This window comes from Selenomonas sputigena (assembly GCF_026015965.1).
Classification (GTDB): Bacteria; Bacillota; Negativicutes; order Selenomonadales; family Selenomonadaceae; genus Selenomonas.
In genome coordinates this window covers 76,121-99,961 of sequence record NZ_CP110383.1, presented here as the reverse complement: position 1 = coordinate 99,961, position 23,841 = coordinate 76,121, and the positions used below count along the sequence as shown (strand labels likewise).

Here is a 23,841-nt window from a genome sequence, read left to right as displayed (position 1 = left end):
CGTCATCTCCCTCTCGCACGCAAAAACATCTCGATGAGTTCCGCCTGTTCGAACATCTTCTTGCGTCTCATGCCGCTCTCCTGCGCCGCACGCTCGCGCAAGAGCTTCGCCCAAGCGCGCGCGCATGCAGCGTGGATGGCAGGATCATTGCTCGACTGCCCCTCATGCTTGCGGAAGTAGCTGAGCGTATCGACGATGTAGAGAAGATCGCCCTTCTCCAGCAGGCGAATCCAGCACTCGACATCGACCAGCGCACTTCGAGGCTCCTCCGTCAGAACCTCGCGCACCGTTTCCTTCGCCGAGCGCGGCAACAGAACAGTCGTATACTCTCCGATGAAGTTCGCCTGCTTTTCGAGAAGCCCGCAGATCGCCAAATCGCCCGGGATGCGTGCGGTTTCCTCGACGGGCAAGGGGTCGATCGCCGGATCGGGGACGATGTTTCCCGCCTCGTCAATGGCGCAGCGATGCGAGGTCACGAAGGCAATGCCGTCCTCCATGCTCAAAGCGTCCGCCATGCGCTCGATCTTCTCGGGCGCATAGAGGTCGTCATCGAAAAGATAGGCGAAATACTCACCGCGCATTCGTTCGAGCGGCCTCACCCAATTCTGCATGGCGGGGAGTCCTGCATCATGCGTATAGTGTATGCGCTCATCGTCGGCATAGGCCTTCATCAGCTCTTCCGTCCGCGCATCCTCGCTGTTGTCGCTGACGATGACCTCGATATTGCGATACGTCTGCGCGAGCGCACTTTCGAGCGCCTGCTTGAAAAGTTCCGGTCTCTCGTGCGTCGGGATGATGATGCTCACCAAAGGCAGAGCCTCCGTCGCGTACTCCGCAAGGAACGCCTGCCTTCCTTTCTCGTCCGCGGGGAAGCTTTCACCCAAGAACTCCACGAGCGGCTCCTCCTGTCCCACGACGGCAGAGCGCAGCCCTTGACGACGGAACTCCAGGCACTGCGCCGCATCGAAGAACGCCGCGCCATGAAAGAGATCCTCGCGCCACGGCAGATCGACCTGCGTCGCCATGAGGAAGCCGTCGACGGCGAGCACATTCTCCATCTCGCCGAGCACCCGCCCCCAGGACACCGTGCGCGCACCCTCGGCAAGCCGGAGGGCGCCGATGCGCCGCGTCGAATGAAAGGCGATGCCGTCGGGCGGCAGGCGCTTCGTGCCTGAAACACCGAGTATGCCGAGATCGATGTGCTTTTCAAAGAGGCGGACGAGGCGCACCAAGAGATGCGAGTCCAGGATGCGCACGCGCTCATCGAGATAGACCTTGTACTTCGCGTCGCTCGCTTCCATCGCCTGTCCGTATGCCGCCGCCATGCCGGCCTTGCCCTCGACTTCGACGAGTTCCATCATGAAGCCCGCCGGCTGCTCCAAAAGTCGAATCGACATCAGGAGATCCTGAGGAAGTTCCTCTCCTTGGCGTGCGACAATGACGGCGATCTTCTTCGCGTCCTGCACGACTTCGTTCTGAGGCTGGATTTCTTGATCCTTCATCGCCTCTTCCCTCTTTTCTTTATTCATCCATGCACGCTCCGTCCTTTCACCCATTCATCGCCCACAGTCTGTTTTCGTACGTTAGGGCCTGCGTCTTCGTCTATTCAAAACAACTAGACATCATCGATCAAGCGGATGATGTCCTTGAAAGGCATAAGATCCGCATCCGCCTCAAGAGCACGATGGTGCTTCAAGATGGACATTGCCGTGTGCTCCATCGCGGGAAAGGCGCTGCGCGTCAGTTGGTTCGCATAGATGACGATATTCACGCCATGCGCGGCAAGCTCCGCCTCTGTCACCGCGCTGTAGGATGTCGGAACAGCGACGAGCGGCACAGCCGGATGCGTCTTGCGGAAAACGTCGGCAAAGGCGAATACCTCGTCCGGCTCCTTCTTGCGCGAGTGGATCATGATGCCGTCCGCACCCGCTGCCACATAGGCAGAAGCGCGTTCCAAGGCATCCGCCAGTCCCTTTTCAAGAATCAGGCTCTCGATGCGTGCGATGATCATGAAATCATCCGTTCGCTGCGCCTCCTTGCCTGCCCGAATCTTCGCCGCGAAGTGCTCGATCGTATCCTGCTGCTGCTCGACCTCCGTGCCGAAGAGCGAGTTCTTCTTGAGACCGATCTTATCTTCCAGTATGACAGCGGAAACGCCCATGCGCTCCAACGTGTGCACATGGTAGACGAAATGCTCGATAAGACCGCCCGTATCGGCATCGAGGATGATGGGCTTCGTCGTGACGTCCATGACATCATCGATCGTGCGGATACGCGACGACATATCGACAAGCTCGATGTCGGGCTTGCCCTTCGCCGTCGAGTCGCAGAGGCTCGAAATCCAAAGCGCATCGAACTGATCGAGACCGCCCTCATGCTCGACGACGGTCTTTTCTGCGAGAAGTCCCGTAAGCCCGTCGTGCACCTCGATCGTCTTGACAATCGGTACGATCTCCAAGAGACGGCGCAGACGCCGCCGCCGAAACTCTGGCATAACGAGCCGCTCTTTCACGCGCTCGTCAATCTTCTTGACATCCGGATTCCATGTGTATGGCACCTCGATGAGTGTACCGCCCGTCTTCTTGAGATTGGCCAGCACGTTCTCGCGAATTGCAGACATCGGACCGCCGCGCCAGTTGTCTCCGTGCACGACGAAATCAGGTCTCAGAGATGCAATGACCGCATCGTACATGATGGCGTCCTGCACGATGACGCGTTCGACCTCTGACTCGGCCTCCAAAAGCGCGATGCGCTCTTCAAGCGATATGGAGGGAAAGCGATTGTAACGCACCATCTCGCGGTCAGAAAGGACACCGGCAACGACCGTACCGTGCTTCTTGGCTTCGCGCAGAATGTTTCGATGCCCTTCGTGAATCACATCGGTGCAGAAGCAGGCGTAAGCAATATTTCCCATAGATTCCTCCTCATGCGTGCCATGATTCCTTCACCTTTTCCATGAAGTGCTCTAGCCATTCATGCCCCTCTGTATTAAATGAGCGCGTATGGTCATCGAGCAGAGAAATAAAATAACGGTAAAGCGCCTCATCTTCCACCTGCTCATGGCCTTCGCGCGTATAAATCTCGATAGATGCTCCCGCAAGATTGACGGTGCCTTCCTGCGTCACGGGAAAAACACTTTCCATGCGGCATTCATGCAATTGGGTGCGTATGCTTACGCGATACGGCTGCCCGGGAAACTGCGTGCTGGAAACCACATATTCACGCTCCTTACCGCCCAAGACTTTCGGCAGATTGCCGTCAATGGACGCGCTGGGCAAGAATCCCAGGCTGTGCGCCGCAATCGGATAAAAATCGAGTCCGCTCACGAGTTCCGCACAACGCCCAATCTTTGGAATTCCCGCGCCGCGTAGCATCAATGCGGCGCAGGCCTGGTTTTCGCTCGTCGGATAAGGCTCCTTCTCGTAAACGGGAACCCCGTGGTCGGAATAGAGATGAACCACATACTCCTCCGGCGCAAAGCGGCTCTCCAGATGCGAAAAAAAGTCCCCTAGGATCCGATCCACCCGACGTATCCCCTCTCGATTGGCATGGGAATAAATGGCGCGTTCCGAGAGAAATACGCTTGTTTTTTCGTCTTCCGCCCCCAGTAAACGCTCTTCCAACGGCAGATGCGTCTGCGTCGCAAGAGGCAGTGCATCCATCAATATGGAGCGCGTATGCGTATCGGAAAAATGCAGGAATACATACTGATCGTATTCATCAAATGCCTCGATCTGGCGGATCGTCCTTTCCACAGCCTCGGCAGACGACAGGTGATTCAGGTTGACGATGAGCCGATGGAAGCCGCGCGTGACACCGTTGTAAACGCCCTCCGAGGCTCCCATGACGTTGACGCAGTAGTACCCGAGCTCCGCCGCGCCTTCCGAAAGCGTCTTGATCCCACCATCGATCTCCCCGCCGAAACAGTTATCAAACACCTGCAGGCGATGCATGTAAAGTCCTGTTTCCATTCCAGCCAACGACGGGTATGTATATTCTGCAGCAGCATAGTGATTGTCGAATATGATTCCCGAGGAGAAAAATCGCATGAGATTGGGCACTGCCCTGTAGCCTTCCCTTTTGAGATAACGGATACATTTGACGATACTGCTCAACAAGAGCAAAAAAGGTCTCATCGTACATACCGTCGCGACTCTTCTGCAGCAGAACCTGAAAAACTTCCGCTCCCCTTGCGTTTCCCGGCGGAAATGCGCGCGTAGCCATCACTTCTCCTCCATTTCCCCGTACTTCCGCCTCAACGTTTCCAACTCCTCAACCGTATCGATTTCCTGCACATCCTTCTCGCTGCAGGCACGCACACGGACGCAGAAATCCTCGATGTCGGCCGAAAGAGCCGCCTCGTCCCAATAGCGTTCAGACCCGCCAGGCGTCTCATAGAGCCTTTGCAAAGACTCGGAGAGTTTCCTGCCATCCTTCGGCGTCCAATAGGATATGCCGACCATCTTCCAGCACTCCTTACCGCCAACCGCCATGCGGCGGATGACGCCCTCCTCATCGGGGAAGAAGCACCAGTCATCCGTCTCTTCGACAGGAATCGCCAGATAGTTCGTCCCTGTCTGCTCACGGCAAAGGAGCGCGGGATTTTGCAGAAAGAGATCTCCCTCGACGATCATCGCATTCTCGACAAGCTCTCCCACGGCGAGCAACGATGCGATGTTGTTCGCCTCATGCCAGTGCGGGTTATCGATGAAGCGGATCATCGGGTACTCCTCCTTGAGAGCCTCAAACTTCTCGCTCAAGTAGCCGCGCACAACACAGATCTCAGGGTAATCCGCCGCCACAAGCGCCGAGAGCAGAGTGTCGATGATGCGGCGCTCGCCGACGCGCACCAAGGGCTTCGGCGTCTCATCGGTCAAGGGACGCATCCTCTCGCCGCGCCCCGCCGCAAGGACAATGGCGCGCTCAGCGATGTACGGCGCTTTTTGCATAATCTCAGTCATCCTCCTTTGCCTTCGGGAACAGCGCCTCATTCGGGAAGAGACGCAAAAAGTTCCTCAAACACGCGGCGCGCACACGCAAAATCCGCTCTGCTGCAAAGAGCTTCGCGCGCAAAGATGTCATACGCTTGCTGCGCCAGAGCCTCCCTAGCTCTCTTTCGTGCCGTCATGTCAACCTCGCCGTCGCACGAAAGGAGCAATGCCGCCCATTCCGCCGGATGCCATAAAATCTCGCCTGCATCCTGCATTCCGCGGGCGAGCAGAGGAATCTCGAAGACGCCGGCACGGAAATCCGCCCGCGTTTGGAAGAGCAGGACAAACGCTGCCAGAGGGAAAAAGCGCCCCTGGAAGAACGCCGGTTCCAACCACGCGCACTCGTCCAGCACGCTGCGGCGCAGCAGTGCACCCGACAGCCCTCCTGCGGGCGAACGCCCTTCCGAGAGTACGAAACTGCGATGCCATGCGCCAGAGGCGACGATGCAGTGCGACTGCCTCATGCGAAAGGCGAAGCTCTCCAACGCATCATTCTCCGCATTCGCCGCTTCTTCTGGATCGGCAATCACGAAATCAAGTTCATCGTCAAGTTCCAAAGTCGTCACCATCCGCACGACCTTCTCGGCAAGAAGCCGGTCGCCGGGTACGATCCATTGAACGTATGCTCCGCGCACTGTGCCGGAAAGCCGTGCGCCCCATCCCGAAGAGACGGCGGGAACAATTCCATGCGGCGCTCCCAAGGCCTCCAGAGATTCCTGCAGGCGCGCTTCATCGCCCACGAAATCAAGCGCAACGACTTCAATATGCGGATACGTCTGTGCTGCAGCGCTTTCCAAAGAACGCTGCCATAAGGAAAAGTCTCCAAGATACGGCACGACAATGCTCACGAGCCTCCGGCGCGCAAGCACACGCTCCTCGGCAAAATCCTGCGCGAGCTGCTCAGATAGACGCATCAGACTCTGCAGCGGAGAGAATGCCGCACCTTTTGTATAGTGCAGTTCAATCTGTCCCTGCGGCAAGACCAATCCCTGCACTGCCTCGCTTTCCTCCGGCGAAAGCGCGACGGGCGGCACTCTGCCCTCGAATACCGTGTCGAAGTGCTCCTTCCAATAATAGCAGCGCGCCGTGTGCACGGAATACTTCGCCGCATTGCCAATCCAACCGTTCAGGACCTTGACCGCCGTATGCAGAGTGCCGCGCCATTGAAAATGCGCGAAGTGCAGGAAGCTGATGGGGAGCGCAGGCGCCGGCACGCGCTCCTCTCCTTCCATGCGGTAGAGATAGTGCGTGCCCTGCGCCAACAACGGATACGAACATGCAGCCTCGCGCCCAATGATCGCCTTCTGTACCGGCTCATGCCGCTTCTTTCGTCGCAGCGGACGCGAGAGCAGAAACTTTCCTGCATCTTCTTCCGGCTTCTCCAATTCATACATCCAATGCCATGCGCAGAATGTCACATCGGTGCGCAAATGCGAAAGGACAGCACGGCAAGGTTTCGCCGCGTCCTGTGTTACGAGAAACTCATCGGCATCAACAGGAACAACGATGTCGGCATCATACTCGTCAAACGCCCTGTGCATCACAGCCGTCATAATCTCGTCATGGCGAAGCTCCGCCGCCTCGTAGCGCTCAATGCAAAGGGGCAGTCCTTCCTCTTGAAGTGCGTGCAGGACATCTCCCGTGCCGTCCGCCGCCGCATGGTCGACCACGAGCATCTCATCCGCGTACGTCAGCGTGTGACGCACGAAGCTTTCGATGATGTCAGCACAGTCCGCGACTAGGGATATAGCGATAATCTTGTTCATTCCCTCGCATCTCCTCCTACGGTGCTTTCCCTATTGCAGCCATGCCCGCCACGCTTCTTCATAGAGCGCCTCAACCTCGCGCGCATAGCCAGCGCCATCCATCAAAGGCGACTCTTCCATACGCACACGCAAAGTCTCGTGCAGCGCAGTCAGAAGTTCCGTATCACGAGCGAGCGACACGGCCTTCGCCGCATACTCCTCAGGCGTCGCTGCCGCAAGCTCCGAAAACCCTGCAGCCGACAAAAGACTCAGGCCAAAGCGCGAGCCAAAGCGCCTGCCATAGCGCGTGACGACAGGCACGCCCATGTAGAGCGCGTCGCATGTCGTGCCGCCGCCCGGATAAGGGTAAGTATCGAGTGCGATATCGATGTCGAGATACTGCGCGAGGTAATCGCTCGACGCACGCCGAAATTCGACCACTCCCTCGGCGAAGCCCGCACGCTTCGCCATGCGGCGCATGCGGTGCTCCTGCACCTCGCTGTCTGCCGTATTCTTGAGCACGAGGCGTGCGCCCGGCACACGCTCTACAATCTCACGCCAAAGAAGAAGCTGCTCGTGCGTAATCTTGTAAAAATTATTGAAGCTGCCGAACACCGGCGCCGCGTGTCGCTCGCGCTGCTTCGTCACATACTGCACCGAGGACGGCGGCATGTAACAGAGCAGGGAGTGATCGTGCAGACGCAGCGGTTTTTCGAGGAAAAGCTCTTCGTTGTCTGCCGTAGCCGAAAGGCGGTCAGCAAGCACATGGTCGATCGCAGGCAGCCCCGTCGTATCGAACCAGCCGATCGCCGTCACCTGCACGGGAGCGGGGCGATGGGCGAGAGCGACGAGAGTTTCTCCGCCCGCTGCATGACCGGAAAGATCGACGAGGATGTCGATCTCGTCCGCGTGGATGCATGCCGCCTGCTCCGCTGCAGGCAAAGACGACACATCTCGCCAGACATCCGCGAGAGAGCGCATCTGCTCCGTCACGCTGTCGCCTGCGCCGCGCGTGTCATAGCAGTAGACCTCAAAGCGCTCCTTCGTCCGATGAACAAGAAGCGGCATGATGAAGAAAGCATTGATCTGCATGGCGAAATCCGGCGAAATATATCCGATGCGCAATCTCTCATGGCGGTGAAGCAGCGCATCGTGCGCATATTGCCTCACGCCCTCAAAAAGCGCCGCAAAGCCGCAGTGTTCACGAAAAAGCCGGGCATCTTCCACGCCCGGCAAGTAGTGAAGCGCAAAGAGATAGTTGCTGTACGCCATGCGATGTTCTTCCGGCAGAGCACCGCCCGACGAGCATGCTGCACGGTACGCCTCGACGACTCCGTGCGCATCGCCCAAGGCTGTGTAGGCAGATGCCTGCGCCGCCGCCAGTTCGAAGGCGGCACGCGGCGAAAGAGGCGCTCGCGCCAAGCGGCGCAGCGCCTCAAGCGCGGCTCCTCCCCTGCCTTCAGCAAGGAGGGCACGAACGCTTATCATCGCCTCCGCAAAAGAGTGCGCCTCAGCCACGGACAGCGACCAGAAGGCCAAAGTCGGGCACTTTCATCTTAGCGGCAAGTTCCAGCGCTGCATCGCGCTCTCCAAGGGCAGCGAGTGTATATCCCATGTTTTTGAGCGTCATCTCATCGTGCGCATCGAGACCAAGCGCCTGCTTCAAGAGATGCTTCGCTGCAGTGAAAGAACCTGCGAGGAAGAACCCCCCTGCGAACGAATTCAAAAGACGCACCTTCTCCGAAAGCGCGACATCCTTCCCAAGAATTTCCTGCGTCAAGCGCATAGCCTCATTCTCATCATCCCCCGCACTTTGCTGCACAGACTGCTTCTGCTGCGCCAACGGCATTTCGATGCGCTGCACCTGCTGTGCCAACGGCTGAAATGCCTCCGTCTGCTTCTCCGATGCCGCATGATCGAGCTGCAGGAAATGCGCGATGGCGGGATAACCTGCACGGATCTCATCTTTCTTCGTCGCAGCATAGTAATCGAGCACCTCGGAAAGGTCTTCCTTATCTTCTGTCGAAAGGGATGCCGCATAATTCTTCAGCACGAATTCGAAAATGGCAAGGCCATCCGACGTGCGCTCTTCCAAGAGGCAGATGCGAGCGAGCAGGATGCGCGCCCTGACGTGCTGCGGCATAAGGCTCAGCGTGTTGTCTACCCACTGTGTTGCGCGTTCATAGTCACCGCTCATGAAGTAGCTGTACGCTGCATCATAAAAGGCGTCGGCATCCTTGATCCCCTTTTCAATCATCGCCGCAACCGTGCCAAGCGCCTCTGCATACTCTTCATCTGCCATCTGCGCAGCAAGCTTGCGCTTCATCTCATCTGCCGAGATCACCGTTCCCTGCGAATTTCTCGTATTCCAATTTGACAAGATATATTCCTCCTAGATTTCCTTTACGTCTATTATATCATATGTCTCTATATCGAAAAAGCTCGATATAGGCTTAAGGAAGTACAAATAAACTTTCAGGCCATACATGAAAGAGCCAATCAGCCTGCGCCCTTCGGGCTTTACTTCTTGGACTTTCATAGTAACTCCAATATTTTCCTCAACGATTCTCCCCATCGAGCCATTCCTTCCAAATCTTCTCATACATCGCCTCGACCTCACGCACATAGCCTCTGCCGTCCATCACGGGGGATCGCTGCATCATGGGACGCAAGTTTCGGTGCAGCGCTGTCAGCAATTCTCTGTCCGAAGCGAGCGCCGCAGCTTTTTCGATATATTCTGTCGGAGTCTGTGCCGCCAGTTCGCCAAGGCCGACATTTTCCAGAAGCGACAATCCGAAGCGTGTGCCATGGCGCGTGCCCGCGAGCGTGATGACGGGCGTTCCCATGTAGAGTGCCTCGCACGTCGTGCCGCCGCCCGTATAGGGAAAGGTATCGAGTGCTATATCCATGTCCATATACTCGTGGATATAGTCAAGCGTCATGGGGCGCACCTCGATCTGATCGGGACGATAGCCGAGAGAAAGTGCCCTTTTGCGCAGGTTCTTAGGCTTCCACGCCTTCAGCACGAGCTTGGAGTCCGGCACACGCATAAGGAGCGTGTGCCAGAGGCGCAGCATATCGTCGGAAACTTTTGCGGAGTTATTGAAGCAGCCGAACACCAGTCGTTCATGCGGCTGCCAGTCAATAGTACTTTTGAACACGGCTTCGAACGGCGTATAGCAGAAGTGTGAATGTGGAAGGCGCAGAAGTTTTTCGGAGAAATACGCATCGCCCTTGCCCTCTGGATCTAGAAAAATATCCGACAGGCAGTAGTCGACCGCCTTGAGCCCCGACGTGCTCATGTAGCCGATTCCCGTGAGCTGCACGGGCGCCGCCTTGTAGCCAAGCGTCGCCAAACCATGTCCGCCGTCCGTATGACCACTGAGATCGAAGAGAATGTCGATCTCATCTGCAGCAATCGCCCGCGCGCGATCCTTCGCCTCAGGCAGGGCGATGCTGCGCCAAATGTTACCGAAGGATCTCATCTGCTCGGCCGCCGCATCGGAATCGTTGCCAAAGTCGTAGCAATAGACCTCGAAACGACTGCGGTCAGCGATGGCGAGCAGCTGCATCATGAAGCAGCTCATGATGTGCGTCTTGAAGTTCGACGAGAGGTAGCCTACACGGATCTTCTCGTGGCGGCGGTGAATCTCTCGCTCGTGATGCAGTTCCTCCTCCGAACGGAAAAACTGATTATAGGTGAAATGGCGTATGGCAAGCTCCTCGTCACCGATCTGCGGCAGATAGTGACAAATCATGAGGTAGTCACTGTAGAGCTTTCTCTGCTGTGCAAGGTACGGCGCAAGGGCGACCGCCTCTTGATAAGCAGCAGCCGCCTTCTCAATGCGGCCAACGAAATGCAGGAAGTAGCCGAGCCTGCCGCAGAGGAAACTCTTCTCGCCGCGTTCAAGCTCTGACGCACGCCTTCTAAGCAGGTATTCTACGCGCTCGATTCCCGCCTCCCATCTCCCCTTGTCCTGCAAAACAGCAAGCTCTCCAGCGATTTTTGAAAAATCTTTCATCCTTCGTCCGACTCCTCCTTCTTTCGTTCGACTGCCGTGCAATAGAAACGTTCCAACTCCTCCATATAGTTCGCAGCCTGCATGACGGGCGAAGCAGCAAGACGCGCCCGAAGCGTCCGGTGCAGCTGATCGAGAAGATCTGCATCATGAGCGAGCGCCGCGGCTTTCTCAATGTATGACCTCGCGTCAGCAGCAGCAAGCTCCGAAACGCCCACGTTCTTCAGCAGTGACAGTCCGAAGCGCGAGCCGCGCCGCCTGCCATAGCGCGTGACGACGGGCACCCCCATGTAGAGCGCGTCACACGTCGTGCCGCCGCCCGGGTATGGGTAGGTGTCGAGCGCGATGTCGACCGTCCTGTATCGCTCCATGTAGTCGCTCGTCGCAGGCTCCAGGTCGACACGCTCAATGTCGATCTTCACCTTTGCCATGCGGCGCAGCACCTCTTCTCGCATCTCTGGCGCAAAAAACTCCTGGCACTTGATGAGCAGACGACTCTTCGGCACGCGCTCCAAGATCTCGCGCCAGCAAAAGAGCATTTCTTCCGTGACCTTGTACCAGTGGTTGAAAACACCGAAAACGATATATCCCTTCACCCTGCATGGTGCACTCGAAGGATTCGGCACATCACTCTTCGCCGTGTAGAGGAACTGGCTCGTCAGGCATACAGGCTCTTCCGTGAAGAACGCGTCGTGTCTTTCCGGCGGGTCAACGATATCGTCCGTGAGGAAGTAATCGACCGAGGAAAGCCCCGTCGTATTGACATAGCCAAGACCCGAAACCTGCACAGGAGCGGGACGATAGCAGAATATGGGGAGTGCGCCGCCCGCGCTGTGCCCTGCAAGATCGACGAGGACATCGATCTCATCGGCACGAATCCTTTCGGCGATCTCCGCATAGGAAAGTCCCGCGACGTCGCGCCATGCCGTCGCGTGCTCCTTTAGGGCAGCGGTGAAGCCGTCCTCCTCCTCTGCGAGCGAATACGCATAGACCTCAAAATGCGTGCTGTCATAGCGTACGAAAAGGCCGTAGATGAAGGAGAACATGACGTGTCGGCGAAAATCGGGCGACACATACCCGATGCGAATTTTGCTGCGTGTCTGTAAAATACGCGCGGCAAGCGGCTCGATCCCTTCGAGAATCCTCTCATAATCCCGATGCGCAGCAAAAAGCGCCTCCCGCCCAATCGCTGTATTGTGCAAAGCAAGCAGATGCGAGCTGTAGGCTGCCGTGCGTGCGCGAAGATCCTCTGTTAAGTCGGCAGCCTCACGATAGGCTGCAGCAGCCTCGTCGGCATGGCCGAGCATGTATGCGGCATGACCATGTGCAAGCGCAAGACGATAGCGGAAGGGGCGCGTCTCGTGCGTCTTTTCCGTCAGCGCAGCCGCCTCTTTCAAACTCGCGAGCGCCGCCTTATGATCGCCCGACAGCTTCTGCGCTTCGGCGAGAAGCTGCAGGATTTCCGGCTCTTCCTCCTGCGTCTTCTCAAGCGCCATTTCAAGATAAAGGCGTGCCCGTGCCACTTGCTGCAGCTGCAGGGCGGCAAAGCCCATGCTCATCAAGAGCCGCCCCGAGGCAGCATGGAGAGCCATAAGACGTGCGGCGACAGGGAGAAAACGCCGCCAATCGCGTGCGTTGAAGGCCGCATCCGTCTCTTTTTCCATCTTGAGCACAAGCGCCTTGCGTACCTCTCCCTCATCTTCTCCAAGCCGATGCGCCCAGATCTTTTCATACGCCGCTTCGAGATGGAGCATGTAGCGCGCGGCGTCCATGAGGGGAGACGCCTCCATGCGCATGCGCAAGGTACGCCGCAGGTCAGCGAGCGCCTGTACATCAGCGGCAAGCGCACATGCTTTCTCCACATATTCGTCCGCCGTATGCGCACAGCAGGCGTCGACAAGGCCAAGATTTGCCAAAATGCTCACGCCGAAGCGTGCGCCATGGCGCACGCCCGTCCGCGTGACAACGGGCACGCCCATGTAGAGTGCGTCGCACGTCGTACCACCGCCCGGGTATGGAAATGTATCGAGCGCGATATCGACCTCGACGTATGCCGCGAGGTACTCTGCCGTATGGCCTTCCATCTTGATGCGTGCGAGGTCGATGCCCGCCGCCTCGATGCGGCGGAGCGCCTCCTGCCTGCCGTCCGCCGCATCGAACGCTGCCGTCTTGAGAAAGAGACGCGAGCGCGGCACGGTGCGGAGAATCTTCGCCCAAAGATGCAGCACCCGGTCTGTGACCTTCGCGAAGTTGTTGAAGCAGCCGAACGTAATATAGCCCTTCTCCCGCGCAGGCAGCGGCGCAATCCGTGAATCTTTCCCCGCGCGGCTCGCACGGTAGCAAAGGTGGCTCTCGGGCAAGCGCAGAAGCTTCTCTGTAAAACAGGCGTCGTTTTCCCCAACGGGATCAGTATGCACGTCCGTCAGGAAGTAGTCAACAGCGGAAAGCCCAGTCGTATCGAAGTAGCCAATACCCGAGATCTGCACGGGTGCAGGACGCAGCGCGAGCACGGGAAGCGCATTGTTTGCGCTGTGCCCCGCGAGGTCAAAGAGGATGTCGATCTCATCGGCGCGAATCCTCTCCGCAATCTTTGCGGGAGTCTCGGCGCCCACATAGCGCCAAGCCGACGCATGAGAAGAAAGCTCCTCTGCCATCGCATTCTCACCTGCAAGCGAGTAGCCAAAAACCTCGAAGCGGACTTTGTCGAAGTGCGTGAAAAAGGCGAAGCTGAAGAGTGCGACGATATGGAACGTGAAGTCGGGCGAAATGTAGCCGACGCGAATCTTCTCGCGCCGCTTCGGCGTTCCCTTCCATCGCGGCGCATCTTTGAAAAGCTCCCCGTAGCGGCGTGCCGCATCGAGCAGGAAGCGCGGCTCGCGCTCGACATAGTGCAGGGCGAAGAGGTAGTTGCTCCATGATGCCGCCCTGTCTTCGAGCGTATCGGCGACATCAAACGCCGCTTTCTCCGCGCACAGAGCTTCTTCAATCTCACCCATACTGCGGCAGATGCGCGCGACGAGGTTGTGCGCGAGCACCTGCTCCCCCCGTGAGAGTGTGCCGAGGGCGAGTGCGCGGCGTGCATCTTCGAGCGCATCACGCCAACGGCCGAGCAGAAATACGGCGCGCGCACGCAAGAGAAATCCAAAGCCATCCGCCTTGTCTGCAAGGTACAGTCCAGCCGCACGCGCGGCATTCTCCCCCTCTTCGGCATCGACGTAAAGCCCTGCCAGAAGCCGCCATACATCGCGCGATGCCCTGCCTGCAGCAAGGAGCGCGTCGGCAGCGGCAAGCGCCTGACGCAAGTCCCCCGCCGCGAAAAAGCGTTTGAGCGCAATGGCGAGCCTCGCCGCTCCTTCGGGCGAAGGCCGCGCCTCAGTCGCATCGTGCGCGGCAAGTGCCGTTTCATAGCCGGCTTCGAGAGCGGCAACGTAAGAAGCGCCGTCCATCAGAGGCGAATTTTCCATCATGGAACGCAGATTCCCGTGCAGGGCGGCAAGAAGCTCCGCCTCCTTCGCCAGCGCCACAGCTTTCTCTACATAGCTTGCCGCATCCGCTGCCGCCAGATCCTCCAACCCGAGATTGGCGAGGATGCTGAAGCCGAAGCGCGCGCCGTGCGAATCTCCCTTGAGCGTGACGACGGGAACACCCATGTAGAGCGCGTCGAACGTCGTGCCGCCGCCGGGATAGGGGAACGGATCGAGAGCGATGTCGACATCATGATACTCATGCAGGTATTCATGGGTATCGGGGCGAAGCTCGACGTGCTCGAGATCGAAGCCAGCCGTCCGCAAGCGTTCGAGCGCGGCAGTGCGTCCCTCCTCACTCGAAAAGGCGGCAGATTTCAAGAGCAGGCGCGAGCTCGGAACGGCTGCAAGGATCTGCACCCACACCGCGAGCACTTCGTCTGAAGCCTTGGCGAAAGCATTGAAACTGCCGAAGGTCACGAATCCCTTCTCCATGCACGGCGCAGTACCCGCAGGCGGCGCATCCGCTGCAGGTGTATAGCAGAGATGTGTATGCTCGAGCACGAGCAGTTTCTCCGTAAAAAACGGCGCTTCCTTGATACCCGCCGGTGCGCCGTCGAGCCATACATCGCCGATCATATAGTCGACCGTGGGAAGCCCCGTCGTCGCGAAGTAGCCGATGCCTGACATCTGCACGGGCGCAGGGCGATGAGCGAGCACAGGAAGCGCCGTGCCGCGCGTATGACCAGCGAGATCTACGAGGACGTCGATGCCGTCCTCGTAGATGCGCCGCGCCGCCTCCTGTGGCGAGAGCGGCGAGATGTTGTGCCATTTGTCGACGAGATGCATGAGGCGGCGGCTCTCCTCGTCCTCAGGACCGTTCTGGTAGCAGTAGACCTCGAAGCGCTCGGCATCGTAATGCGTGAAAAGCGCCTCGGCGAAGCGCAGCACGACATGACGGCGCAAGTCGGGCGAGATATAGCCGATGCGAATCTTGCGCCGCTTCTGTCGAAGGCGGTGGAGGAACGGCGTCACATCGCGGAAAAACTCCGCGTAGGCGCAATGTGCACGATACACTTCTTGCTGCGGCACGCGCAAAAAATGCAGCGCGAAGAGAACATTGCTCCACTCCATCCTGCGAAGCTCGGAAGTCTCTGCCGCAGCCGCCGCCTTTTTGTAAGCGGCAGCAGCCTCTTCTGCCAATCCCATGATACGCGCCGTCTGCCCTAGAAGGTTGCAGACCTTCTCGACATATACCGGTGCGAGTCCTTCCTCGCGCTTCAGGAGCGACGTCAGCGCGTCATATGCCGAGATCAGTTTCCCCTCAGCGAAGAGGATTCGCGCATGGAGGAACGCGCCGTAGACGGACTGCGGCTCCTTCTGCAGAAGCGCCGCAACGAGAGGAGCTGCCCCCGCAAAGTCGCCCGCCTCGATATGGATGCTCGCGGCGGCACCGAGCGCTTCTGCCTCTGCCGACTTATCCTCCGCCAGTTCACGCACAGCGTCCATCGCACCATCGAAGTCGCGTACGGCAAGGCAGTCGCCGATTCTTTCGCGCAGCCTATTTTTTTCCTTTTCCTCTTTGCCTGCCATGCGCACGCCCCTTTTCCTTCAGCTTCGCCAAGATGCGCCGCACGCCGCGCATCGCATCTTCATACTTACGCCAATAATCGCCTGCCGCCGCACGGTCAAAACGATCGCGCTCCGTCAGATACTCGCCGTAAAGAAGCTCCAATGGCTGTATATACTCTTCTTCCGTCGTGATGTATATGCGGCGCTCAAAATACTCCTTGATGAGTCGCAGCCACTCCAAGCGGCTCAAGAGGATGACGGCTTCCTGCTGCCCCTCCTGCGCCGCATGACGCCGATAGCAGCTCAGGGGCTTCTGGAAGAAAACGCAGTCCCCTCCTTCCAAAAGTTCCAGCCACATCGCCACGTCAGAAATTGTCTTGTAGCCGCGGCTCTCGGCGTGCCAATAGTGGTGCTTGAGATCAGCTCGCCGGAAGAGGACAGCCGATGGCTCACCAAGGAAGTTTCTGCAGCCGAGCAGCGTCTCCTTGCCGACGGCCTCGCCCTCGAATACGGAATAATCCGCTTCACTTTCGGGCACTCCCTCCGTACAAGGATTCGGTTGCACCCTGCCCTCCCCATCAATCTGAGCGCGCCTCGAAGTCACTAGTCTCGCCGCAGGATTCTCGCGAAACGCCTGCATCATCTTCTCGACCTTGCCGTCGAGCAGGATGTCGTCGTCCATCAGCCACTGCAGGTACTCACCATTGGCAAGCTGCTCAAACGGCACGAAGTTCTCCTCTTTCGTCTTTGCCGCCTTGTTTCTATGATATTGCAGCCTTGAATCGTTCAGATACTTTTCGACAAGAGCTTCCGTCTCATCGTCCGCGCTGTTGTCGCAAACGATAATCTCAAGATTCTCATACGTCTGCCGCAGGGCGCTTTGGAGCGCAAGCTCAAAGAACTTCGGGCGGTTGTACGTCGGGATCATGATGCTGACGAGAGGCAGCGCCTTCCTGCGCCACTGCTTTCGGTAAGCATCGGCAAGCAGGAGCGAGGCGCCATCCATCTCGGGCAAGATGTGCATCTCGCCCTTCGCCTCGGCGAGCACAGAAGAAAAGCTCTTGAGCCGTGCAGAAAATTCCACCGCTGCGGCATCCATGCGATTCGCCGCCATGTAGAGATATGCTTCATCCTTCTGATCCTGCGGCAAAAATCGCGCATAGTAAAGCACGATCGGCGTCGCCTCCCGTGCGCGTAAAGCCTTCGTAAGAAACAGCGCATCGTGCTCCTTGTCGTAGAGCGTATCGAGGAGTGCGATGACGTCCGCCGCTTCCTGGCCTGCGAGAGCATCGTAAAGGGCGAGGAAAAGCCCCTCGTCATACGGATATTCCCGGAGACCGCGCAGGAAAAGATCGAATGCCTCGTCCGCTCTTCCCTGCATTGCCGCTATCTTTCCAAGAGATGCACAGACAAAGGGAAACATCTGCAGCGAGTTGTCCGATCGAAGCGACGCAGGCGCCTTCTCCTTGAGCTTCATGCCAAGGCGGAACATCTTTTCTGCAAGCAGATAGTCGTGCTCCTCCCACGCCAGGAGTCCATACTCCATGGGAAACTCTGCGAGATCAGGGTACTTCTCCATCGCCTTTTCCAGGACGGCTACGATCTCTTCCTTCGGCCGTTTCTGGGCAAGTAAAGCGCGCGTCAATCCCCAGTACTCAGCACCTTCACGCCCCAGATAGATGATCTTGCTTTCAATCGCTCTGCGTGCATATTCTTCCGCCTTGGCAAAATCGCCCAAGCCATAGTAGCAATCCATATAATGCAGAGCGTCATCCGTCGACTCGCCTTCCGTTTCTTCCTTTTGTCGAAGGAATTCGAGGTTGCGCTCAAGCTTTTTTTGTACGAGATGCTGTGAATAGCCCGTATGGAAAATCACAAGTTCCGGTGTCGCGAACATCTCATGCTCCGCCCTATGAGCATCTACAACATGCTCATGAATCTTGCCCTCGTAGCGAAGGTCGGGGCTATTGCGGAAAATGCGCAGTTGGAAGATCGCTCCCGTAAAGCGGTTTCCCTGATCCTTGTCAATGTTGACGAGCCGGCAGATTACGCCGACGATGGGCTTCGTGCTCTTCTCCACCTCCATGAGGAGCGGGCGCACCTTGGCAATTGTCTGTGGACTGAAATATTCGTCAGCGTCAAGGAAGAGGATCCAGTCGCCCTTCGCCTTTTCCAGCGCACAGTTCTTCGCGGCGGCAAAATCGTTCTGCCACGCATGATGAAAGACGCGTGCGCCCGCCGCCTTCGCCATCTCGACCGTACGGTCGGTCGAGCCAGTATCGACGACAATCATCTCGTCAGCAATCTTCTTCATTGAAGAGAGCCACGTGCCGATATTCTCTTCTTCATTCTTCACGATCACGCAGGCGGAAAGCTTCATGCTCCGACTCCCTTCATCCATGCTTCATAGGCGGCGATATCTTTCGCCGCTGAACCCAAAGCCCGCGCACGCGAAAAACACTCGCGCGCTGCAGGAAAATCTCCCAATTGATAAAAAGCGACGCCTGTGTCATGCCAAAAGGTATCATCTGCTGCTGGAGAATCTGCAGGAATCTCCGCCAAAAGAGCCATAGCGGCTTGCCACTTTTCCGCTGCCAAAAGGAGCGTCGCCGCCTCGCACTTCTTTTCCGGCGTCAGTGCAGAAAGGATACTGACGTATTGCAACAGGACTTCGTTCGGCAGTCTTTGTGCGAGCACGGGAAGGAACGCTCGGCACTCTTCCCAAAGCTCTGCGCTGATCGGCTGCTTCTTAGCAAAGCTGCGCAGGATCTCCTGCAGCTCGGGCAGAAGCGGCTGCATCTCCGATGCATGTACACGCACGGAATCCCCTTTGGCCAGCGCCAGCAGCAGCACGAGGAAGAGTTCTTGCATCACAGCGGCAACGTTCTTCATCGCCACATCCGCCATTTTTTCCCAATCTTGCACCTGCCAAGCGGCGAGGCATGCCGCCTCGGGCAAATATTCACCCGAAAGGTCCGTAAACTCTGCAGCAGCATCAGCAGCGAGCTGCGCCTCTCCCGCAGAAATCGCCCAACGTGCCAGAAAGCGCAGCGCTTCAGGCGTATGCGGGAAGAACTTATACAGTTCCTCACCGCAAGGAACACCCCAGATTCTCCGCCAGAGTCCGAGCGCTTCCTCACTGAATGGGTTGAGGTGCAGAGAGGAAGCGATCGCCTCCCTCGCCTTTTCCTTCTCGCCGAGAGCGAGGCGAATCTCTGCCAGCTCGCGCCAGGCGACGGGAGCCTCCGCAGCAAAGCGCGTGGCCTGTCCTGCGCCATCTTCATGTGTAAAAATATCGAGTGCCTGTTCAAGACAAGCGGCAGCATCCCTGAGTCTTCCTGACGAAAAGAGAATCCTGCCTTTTTCCGCATGAAAATCGGGCAGACTTGGAAATTTCTCCGCCGCTTTTTCTGCCAGGGAAAGCATATCCTGAGCCGACATTCGGCATTCGCGCATCGCGCGCAGCGCCGTTCGATACAAATCGCTGTCACTGCCGATGGAATTCGCTGAAGAATCGAGTGCCGCCAGAGCATAGTACAGCGCCTTCCTCCAATCGCCAAAAGCGATGTAGCAGTCTGCCAAATAACGGTAGTGCCTGTCCTGTTCGCCGTTTTCTTTGATATCGTCCTGCAGCAGGGCAAAATTGCGCTCCATCTTCTTCATCACGCGCCCCGATGAGTAGCCGAGGTGATGGACGGTTAGATGCCTTCTTTCCATTTTGATCTCAAGTTTGCCATCCATCTTGCAAATGGTTTCGTGAATTCGGCCGGCAAAGACAATATCCTTCCTGCGTCGAAAGAGGCGTATGGCTGGAAAACGCTGGATCTCCCTGAGTCGATCATCCTCGTCGAGATTTACGATCGTCAGCATGACTGCCTCAATCTCCGGCTGCTCGACGGAAAGCGATGCAAGATACGGCCGCACCTGCTGCGGTGCAACAAAATACTCATCGGCGTCGAGAAAAGCGACCCATTCTCCCGTTGTATGAGCAAGAGCCGCATTCTTTGCTGCTGCAAAATCATCGCTCCATGGATGATCGTAAACACGCGCCCCCGCCGCCTCCGCGAGTGCCTTCGTATCATCTTCGGATCCCGTATCAACGACGATGCGCTCATCGCTATAAACCGCCGTATTTTCGAGCCAGTGTGGCAAATCATGCGCCTCATCGCGCGCGATGGTGCAGGCTGAAATTTTGAGCGTCTTCTCCCTTTCCGCGATCTTCTGCCAAAGGGCTGTGCGCTCCTTCGCCACGGCGAGCATCGCATCATCAAACTCCATGGCTTCGCCATCTTCCTCATGCTCAGCATAGGCGCGAAAGGCCTGCTGCATCACCTCTGCAGCCTCCGAAAATCTCAAATCGCGTGCGAGATGCTCAGCATATTCGGCATGGAACTCCGGCAGGCTCGGGAAGTCGCGCCGCGCCTTTTCCAGCACACGCGTGCGCTCCTCACCCTCAGGAAGCGTGTAGAGCAGCATGCGATAGCAGCGACTCGCAAAAAGCACGGGGCGAGGGCCGTCTGCGATGTCGAGCCGCGCGTAGTACAGGGCGCGCTCCGTATCACCCACCCCCTCATACGCCTCAGCCAGATAGCGATAGAGATCCTGCGGGCTTTCCGTCTGCTTCAATTCCCGCAGGAGGAGTTTCAAGTTGCGCTCCGCCTTTCCTTTCAAGCGGCTCTCCGTATAGCCCGTATGAAGCAACACCAACATGGCCTCCGGGATGAATGCGAGCCGCAGTTCCGCCCCCTTTCGCTCAATGTGCTCGTGGATACACCCCACATAGCGAATCTCAGGTGAACGCCGGAAAGCACGCACGACGTAGGTGTGATCGATTCGTCGCTCCTTCTCGCCGTCGATATCAAGATTCACGATCTTTACGGCAAGCGCATCATATTCCTTTGCCTCTTCAAGGATGACGCGCAGATTCCCCCGCGTTTCTTCGGAAAAGCGCTCATCTGCATCGAGGAAGACGACCCAGTCCCCTGTCGCATGGGAAAGCGCCTCGTTTCGTGCTGCTGCAAAATCGTCATGCCAAGAACCTCGAAAGAGCTTTGCCTTGGGAATCTTCTCTACGATGCGGCACGTATCATCCTCTGATCCTGTATCGTAGACAACAATCTCATCTACACTCGCTGCGACACTTGCGATGGAAGAGCTTATATTCTTCGCCTCATTTCGTGTAATCCAGCATGCCGATATGCGCATCATCGATCTCCTTTTTCTTCTTCACAATCTCATAGCCGTTCCACTTTTCCTGCAAAGTCTTTGGCAAAAAAGCGAGCATTTCTGCCTTTGCCCGCGGCACACGAGCCGCTGCCACAAGAAGCAAACCACAGCGGCACATCCGTGCCATAGCAGGTGAAGCCGACCGCCTGCCCTGCAGCAAACGCTTCTGCAGCAAGGCAGGAAGCATCATCGTGCTCCCATTCCCTGCAAATTCCTTCATCTGAATCCCACAAATGCGGCACATTTCTTCCAATAGTTCCTTTGCAGAAGGAGGCATCCCTCCATGAAAGCAGCTGCTTTTCAGAAAATTCAAGGCTGCCAAATCATAACGCCCCAGAACGCGATAGATCTGTGCAAGACGTTCATAGGCAATCCCACCGCCCTTATAAAAGTACGGAAACACCTCATCTTCCCGAGCAGCCTCAAAAAGGACGGCTGCTTTCTCCAAATTACAAACTGCCTCCTCCAGTTCTCCCCTACACGAAAGAAGAATGCCTTTTTCCGCATAGAATTCGGGAAGATGAGGAAACTCCGCCTGTGCACAATCCATAAGATCACACATCAAGTCCAAGGGAAGGCTAAGGGATCGCATGGCTTCCAGTGCAACATGATAAAGGCCCCTGCGGGTATCTCGTGGATACGTAGGGAATTCCAACCCCGAAAATGCCATCTCCAAACAGCGTTCGTATTGTCGAAGGTGGTAGAAACAATCCGTAAGTCCGGGATAAAATCGCTCCGCATGACCATTCTTCTCAATGTCCTTGAGCATCAGGGACAGGTTGCGTTCGATTTTTTCCTCAATCATGCCGCCGCGATAACCGTCATGATTGAGTACGAGTCCTTCGGGATAGGAAACTCGCAGACGGCCTTTGCTGCTGTATACATTTTCATGAATCTTTCCATGATAGCGCAGCCATGGTGCATTGCGAAATATGCGCAGACTTCTGTCGCGTGAAAATTCTTTGCCTTGGTCGTCGAGATTCAGGCGCAGAAGCATCATCGCTTCCAGATTGGGAGCGGCGCCGATCTCCGCTTCAATCGTACTGCGCACACCTTGCGGTTCGACAAACCACTCATCTGCATCAAGAAAAACAATCCAATCCCCTGAAGCTGCTTCAACAGCGAAATTTCTCGGAGCGGAGAAATCGTCCTGCCAGGAAAAATCCAATACGCGCGCTCCCAGCGCCTCAGCAATTTCTCTTGTCTTATCCGTCGATCCCGTATCGACCACGACGATTTCATCCACAGCGTCTGCCAGACTCTGCAAGGAGCGGGCGATATTTCGCTCTTCATTTTTCGTGATATAGCAGGCAGATATTTTCATGATGCCCTCCCGATAAGCTCATGTCTTGTTATCGTGATAAGCAGAACGAAACTTAAAACGACAAAGAGCAAAAAAGAACCTCCCCTTCTGGGGAGGTTCTTTTTTGCTCTTTGTGTAATTTTGACGAAATTACTGGAGCAGGCTGAGAACGCCGGAGCTGGACTGGTTCGCCTGAGCGAGCATAGCCTGAGCAGCCTGCATGAGAACGTTGTTCTTCGTGTAGTTCGTCATCGCCTTTGCCATGTCGGCGTCGCGGATGGTGGACTCGGAAGCCTGGACGTTCTCGCTTGCCGTCGTCAAGTTCTGGCTCGTGTAGTTCAAGCGGCTCTGAACAGCGCCGATCGTCGTCTGCTGGTCGAGTGCCTTGCTGATCGCGTTGTCAAGAACGTTGATGGCAGCATTCGCCTTGTCGCGCGTGCTGATGTTCAGCGTGGAGCCGTCCGAACCCTGGAGGCCGAGAGCCTGGGCGCGCATATCGGTCATGCCGACGCGGATCGCCTGGTTGGCACGCGTGCCGATCTGGAAGTTCATCGAGTTGTCCTGCGAGTTATCCTGCGCACGAACCGTCTCGGTGAAAGCGTCGAGGACAGCATTCGCGGACTTGTTGATGTTGCCCTGCGTGTCCGTGATGCTGAACGTGATGCCGCCGATCGAGTTGCCGACACCCGTGCCGCCAGCGTAGATCGAAATTGCACTCTCACCGGAAGCCGTGTAGACCGTATCGCCGGCGACGTTCGTGCCGATGATGGACGTTCCACCAACGGTCGAAGCCATCTTGCCAGCGCCGGAAATCTTGGCGATGATCTCGCTGAACTTGCACTGACCAACCGTGAAGGACGTCGTGACCGTCTTGCCCTGGTTGACGTAGGAAACCGTGATCGTATCCTGCGAATGGATGTTGAGGTTGCGGCCCGTGCGGTCAAGCAGCGCCGTCAGAGCCGAAGCACCCTCCGTCGCCGTGCTCATCGCCTGGTTCGTGAACGTCGTCGTCGTAGCCGTGACCTTCTGGTTGTGCGTGCCGTCGACGAGGTACTTGCCGTTGAACGTGATGTTCGCGTTGTCGTTGATCTGGTCGATGCTCTGGTTGAGCTCCTTCTGGATCGTCGCGCGATCGTCATCCGTGTTCGTATCGTTCGCAGCGTTGATGACCTTCTCCTTGAGGGTCTTGAGGATGTCAACCGTGCTGGAAACAGCGCCCTCAGCAACCTTCATCATGCTGTTGCCGTTCTGCGTGTTCTGGTTGTCCTGATCGAGCGAACGGATCTGGACGCGCATGCGCTCGGAAATCGCATAGCCCGAAGCGTCATCGACAGCGCCGTTGATCTTCATGCCGGACGAAACCTGCTTGAGGCTCGTCGAGAGCGCGCTCTGATTCTTGTTCAACGTGTTCAGCGTGTTGACCGCCATCATGTTGTTCTTAACTACCAATGCCATTTGTCTTTTCCTCCCTGGTTGTTCCTATTTTCTCTTCTGCCGGGCATCCTTGTCCGGCGTTCGAGA

Annotated in this window: 13 protein-coding genes; all 13 read right to left on the bottom strand. The window is 57.1% G+C overall.

Going from position 1 to position 23,841, the window contains the following annotated elements:
- Nucleotides 1–2: 2 nt before the first annotated feature.
- The 13 genes from OL236_RS00490 to OL236_RS00430 all read right to left on the bottom strand — a co-directional run bounded on the left by OL236_RS00490 (nucleotide 3) and on the right by OL236_RS00430 (nucleotide 23,775).
- Complete coding sequence (locus OL236_RS00490; protein ID WP_265070940.1) at nucleotides 3–1,529, bottom strand: glycosyltransferase; 1,527 nt, start codon at nucleotides 1,527–1,529, stop codon at nucleotides 3–5.
- An 86-nt stretch (nucleotides 1,530–1,615) separates the two neighbouring features.
- Entirely contained in the window at nucleotides 1,616–2,914 is a 1,299-nt protein-coding gene (gene aepX, locus OL236_RS00485; RefSeq protein WP_265070939.1) for a phosphoenolpyruvate mutase, read from the bottom strand.
- 10 nt (nucleotides 2,915–2,924) lie between these two features.
- Nucleotides 2,925–4,136 (bottom strand): sulfatase-like hydrolase/transferase, encoded by a 1,212-nt coding sequence (locus OL236_RS00480; RefSeq protein WP_265070938.1) that lies wholly within the window; start codon nucleotides 4,134–4,136, stop codon nucleotides 2,925–2,927.
- A gap of 87 nt (nucleotides 4,137–4,223) precedes the next feature.
- Entirely contained in the window at nucleotides 4,224–4,961 is a 738-nt protein-coding gene (locus tag OL236_RS00475; RefSeq protein WP_265070937.1) for a phosphocholine cytidylyltransferase family protein, read from the bottom strand.
- 26 nt (nucleotides 4,962–4,987) lie between these two features.
- The gene (locus tag OL236_RS00470; RefSeq protein WP_265070936.1) at nucleotides 4,988–6,757 is read right to left on the bottom strand and encodes a glycosyltransferase family 2 protein; all 1,770 of its coding nucleotides are present in this window, start codon (nucleotides 6,755–6,757) and stop codon (nucleotides 4,988–4,990) included.
- A gap of 30 nt (nucleotides 6,758–6,787) precedes the next feature.
- Complete coding sequence (locus OL236_RS00465) at nucleotides 6,788–8,224, bottom strand: hypothetical protein (protein WP_265070935.1); 1,437 nt, start codon at nucleotides 8,222–8,224, stop codon at nucleotides 6,788–6,790.
- 22 nt (nucleotides 8,225–8,246) lie between these two features.
- Nucleotides 8,247–9,116 carry a tetratricopeptide repeat protein gene (locus OL236_RS00460; RefSeq protein WP_265070934.1) on the bottom strand — a complete coding sequence of 290 codons (870 nt, stop codon included), beginning with the start codon at nucleotides 9,114–9,116 and terminating at the stop codon, nucleotides 8,247–8,249.
- Between the two features lie 178 nt (nucleotides 9,117–9,294).
- A complete protein-coding gene (locus OL236_RS00455) occupies nucleotides 9,295–10,758 on the bottom strand; it encodes a UDP-N-acetylglucosamine-peptide N-acetylglucosaminyltransferase (protein ID WP_265070933.1) in 1,464 nt (487 codons plus the stop codon).
- Complete coding sequence (locus OL236_RS00450) at nucleotides 10,755–15,812, bottom strand: hypothetical protein (RefSeq protein WP_265070932.1); 5,058 nt, start codon at nucleotides 15,810–15,812, stop codon at nucleotides 10,755–10,757. The genes OL236_RS00455 and OL236_RS00450 overlap by 4 nt, the downstream gene beginning before the upstream one ends.
- The gene (locus OL236_RS00445) at nucleotides 15,781–18,171 is read right to left on the bottom strand and encodes a glycosyltransferase (protein ID WP_265070931.1); all 2,391 of its coding nucleotides are present in this window, start codon (nucleotides 18,169–18,171) and stop codon (nucleotides 15,781–15,783) included. The genes OL236_RS00450 and OL236_RS00445 overlap by 32 nt, the downstream gene beginning before the upstream one ends.
- On the bottom strand, nucleotides 18,168–20,999 hold the full coding sequence (locus OL236_RS00440) for a glycosyltransferase (protein ID WP_265070930.1): 2,832 nt from the start codon (nucleotides 20,997–20,999) through the stop codon (nucleotides 18,168–18,170). The genes OL236_RS00445 and OL236_RS00440 overlap by 4 nt, the downstream gene beginning before the upstream one ends.
- Nucleotides 20,962–22,341 (bottom strand): glycosyltransferase family 2 protein, encoded by a 1,380-nt coding sequence (locus OL236_RS00435; protein ID WP_265070929.1) that lies wholly within the window; start codon nucleotides 22,339–22,341, stop codon nucleotides 20,962–20,964. The genes OL236_RS00440 and OL236_RS00435 overlap by 38 nt, the downstream gene beginning before the upstream one ends.
- Nucleotides 22,342–22,470: 129 nt before the next feature.
- On the bottom strand, nucleotides 22,471–23,775 hold the full coding sequence (locus tag OL236_RS00430; RefSeq protein ID WP_265070928.1) for a flagellin: 1,305 nt from the start codon (nucleotides 23,773–23,775) through the stop codon (nucleotides 22,471–22,473).
- Nucleotides 23,776–23,841: the final 66 nt, after the last annotated feature.

What these genes read in the sequence shown, in the direction of transcription:
- OL236_RS00490 (WP_265070940.1), bottom strand. Translation starts at nt 1,529, where the DNA reads ATGAATAAAGAAAAGAGGGAAGAGGCGATGAAGGATCAAGAAATCCAG.
- aepX (WP_265070939.1), bottom strand. Translation starts at nt 2,914, where the DNA reads ATGGGAAATATTGCTTACGCCTGCTTCTGCACCGATGTGATTCACGAA.
- OL236_RS00480 (WP_265070938.1), bottom strand. Translation starts at nt 4,136, where the DNA reads ATGAGACCTTTTTTGCTCTTGTTGAGCAGTATCGTCAAATGTATCCGT.
- OL236_RS00475 (WP_265070937.1), bottom strand. Translation starts at nt 4,961, where the DNA reads ATGACTGAGATTATGCAAAAAGCGCCGTACATCGCTGAGCGCGCCATT.
- OL236_RS00470 (WP_265070936.1), bottom strand. Translation starts at nt 6,757, where the DNA reads ATGAACAAGATTATCGCTATATCCCTAGTCGCGGACTGTGCTGACATC.
- OL236_RS00465 (WP_265070935.1), bottom strand. Translation starts at nt 8,224, where the DNA reads ATGATAAGCGTTCGTGCCCTCCTTGCTGAAGGCAGGGGAGGAGCCGCG.
- OL236_RS00455 (WP_265070933.1), bottom strand. Translation starts at nt 10,758, where the DNA reads ATGAAAGATTTTTCAAAAATCGCTGGAGAGCTTGCTGTTTTGCAGGAC.
- OL236_RS00450 (WP_265070932.1), bottom strand. Translation starts at nt 15,812, where the DNA reads ATGGCAGGCAAAGAGGAAAAGGAAAAAAATAGGCTGCGCGAAAGAATC.
- OL236_RS00445 (WP_265070931.1), bottom strand. Translation starts at nt 18,171, where the DNA reads ATGAAGCTTTCCGCCTGCGTGATCGTGAAGAATGAAGAAGAGAATATC.
- OL236_RS00440 (WP_265070930.1), bottom strand. Translation starts at nt 20,999, where the DNA reads ATGATGCGCATATCGGCATGCTGGATTACACGAAATGAGGCGAAGAAT.
- OL236_RS00435 (WP_265070929.1), bottom strand. Translation starts at nt 22,341, where the DNA reads ATGAAAATATCTGCCTGCTATATCACGAAAAATGAAGAGCGAAATATC.
- OL236_RS00430 (WP_265070928.1), bottom strand. Translation starts at nt 23,775, where the DNA reads ATGGCATTGGTAGTTAAGAACAACATGATGGCGGTCAACACGCTGAAC.